The sequence below is a fragment of the Mucilaginibacter sp. genome (assembly GCF_036383575.1).
Lineage (GTDB): Bacteria > Bacteroidota > Bacteroidia > Sphingobacteriales > Sphingobacteriaceae > Mucilaginibacter.
In genome coordinates this window covers 1-2,566 of record NZ_DASVOB010000875.1, presented here as the reverse complement: position 1 = coordinate 2,566, position 2,566 = coordinate 1, and the positions used below count along the sequence as shown (strand labels likewise).

The following is a 2,566-nucleotide window of genomic DNA, read 5'->3' as shown; positions in this document are numbered from 1 at the left end:
CCCTGATGGGAGACGAAATTATGCGGCCCTACAATAAGAAATATTATAAAATAAGAAGCAGGAAAGGATTATCCTTTCCTGCTTCTTATTTTATGGACTGTTACCTGCAACAAATCGTATCAACTTTTCTTCAAAACCGATCAAACGTAACCAAACGTTAAAATTGGTTCAATTTATCCTATACTTTTAGTGTGAAATAATTAATCAAAAAGCCAATATGGCCGATTTAAATGGTTTGTCGGAACTGTTTAGCCGGCTTTACCACATCAAATTATGAACATTAAAAAGTTTATTATCATTGCTGCTGCCGCGCTTCCATACTTTGCCCAGGCGCAGGAGTGGCACCCTAAAAAAGCCGTTTTAATGACGCGCTTTGCCAAGGATGTCGACCCAAAGAATGTACTGCCCGAGTATCCCCGTCCACAACTGGCACGCGAAAAATGGATGAACCTAAACGGCCTGTGGCAGTATCAGCCGGGAACCGCCGGCGAGGTTGTACCTAAGGGCAAGCTGTCGCAAACTATCCTCGTGCCTTTCCCGGTTGAATCGGCTTTGTCGGGCGTAATGGAGCAGCACGACCGGATCTGGTACCGCCGTAAATTCACAATTCCTGCTTCATGGAAAGGCGAACACATCCTGCTGCATTTTGGTGCAGTTGATTATGAAAGCGAAGTGTTTGTTAACGGCAAAAGCTTTGGTAAGCATACAGGGGGTTATGATCCGTTTAGCTACGACATCACATCTGCGATTAAAGGCGCAGGTGAGCAGGAGATCACCGTGCGTGTTTATGACCCTACTGATGACGGTGGGTTTCCGCGGGGTAAACAAACCCTGCATCCGCAGGGTATTATGTATACCTCAACTACAGGCATCTGGCAAACTGTTTGGTTAGAGCCGGTTCCTGCTGTAAGCATCAACGATATTAGGATCACACCGGATATTGATCAATCAGTAATAAAGTTGAGTATAGATGCGGCAACCGCTGCTGGTTATACTGTTAATGTAAAAGTAAAAGATGGGGGTAAAGTTGTAAGTACAGCTTCCGGTAAACCTAATTTGGAGTTTACAGTACCTGTTCCGAATGCCAAATTATGGTCGCCTGATTCACCATTTTTGTATGACCTGGATATTACGCTTGAAAAAGGCGGTAAAAAGGTTGACGCTGTGAGTAGCTATGCAGGCATGCGCAAAATTTCGGTAGGCGAGCAGGATGGTTACAAGAAACTGTTCCTGAATAATAAATTCCTGTTCCAGATTGGTCCGTTAGATCAGGGTTTCTGGCCGGATGGGATCTACACAGCCCCAACCGATGCGGCTATCAAGAATGATCTGCAAATGATCAAAAATTTTGGCTATAACATGGTGCGTAAGCACATTAAGGTTGAGCCATATCGCTGGTACTACTGGGCCGATAAACTGGGACTGATGATTTGGCAGGATATGCCATCGGCCAATTCATATACCGAGCATACGCCGCCGGTTGATACAGCTGCTTACGCTTCAGAACTTACCCGCATGGTTAAAACCCACTGGAACTCACCTTCAATAGTAACATGGGTAGTATTTAACGAAGCTCAAGGTCAGCACAATACGCCGGGTTTGGTTAACCTTGTGCGCAAACTGGATAATTCAAGGTTGATTAACCAGGCAAGTGGTGGTACCCATTTTGGCGTGGGTGATTTTCTGGATATCCACAGCTATCCGCCGCCTGCAGCTCCTTCAAGCAAAACACAGGTATTGGCCTGCGGCGAGTACGGTGGTATTGGTTACATCATCCCCGGTCACGTTTGGAAAACCGGCCCTACCTATATTATGATGGATAATCAAAAAGCTTATACCAACCTGTATGATGAATTTGCTAATGACCTGGTGATCTATAAAACCAACGAAGGTCTGAGCGCAGCCGTGTACACCGAAACCACCGACGTAGAAGTTGAGCTGAACGGTTTGCTTACTTACGACAGGGAAATTGTGAAAGGCCCGGTTGCAACAATCAAGGCATCAAACGATAAGATCATTCACGATGAAGAGTATATCCGCGAGGTGCTGCCATCGTCAAAGGATAAAGCACGCACCTGGAAATATACTTTTGATAAACCTGCTGATGGCTGGTTTGGCGAAAAGTTTGACGATAATGCCTGGAAATCTGGCGAAGCCGGTTTTGGTACCACCAATACTCCGGGAGCAGTGGTAAAAACTGTTTGGGATGGTAAGGATATCTGGATGAGGCAGGAGTTTACACTCAATGTATCCAACGTAAATAAAAACGACCTGGTACTGTCATTACACCATGATGATGCCTGCGAAGTTTATATCAATGGTGTTAAGGCTGCCATAAAAGAAGGTTATACATCAGGCTATGCTATTATCCAAATGACTAAGGAAAGCAAGGAGGCTATAAACCTTAACGGTAAAAACGTGATTGCTATCCACTGTAATCAAATTCAGGGTGGTCAGTATATTGATGCTGGTATTTCTGCAATGAGCAAAACGAAACCATAATATTGGTTTAGATATTATGAAAAACGCCCGGGCAAATTGCCCGGGCGTTTTTGTTTAACCCCTA

Annotated in this window: 1 protein-coding gene; it reads left to right on the top strand. The window is 44.7% G+C overall.

Annotation, left to right across the window (positions count from 1 at the left end):
* The first annotated feature begins 273 nt into the window (after positions 1 to 273).
* The gene (locus tag VF500_RS30740) at positions 274 to 2,502 is read left to right on the top strand and encodes a glycoside hydrolase family 2 protein (RefSeq protein ID WP_330863310.1); all 2,229 of its coding nucleotides are present in this window, start codon (positions 274 to 276) and stop codon (positions 2,500 to 2,502) included.
* Positions 2,503 to 2,566: the final 64 nt, after the last annotated feature.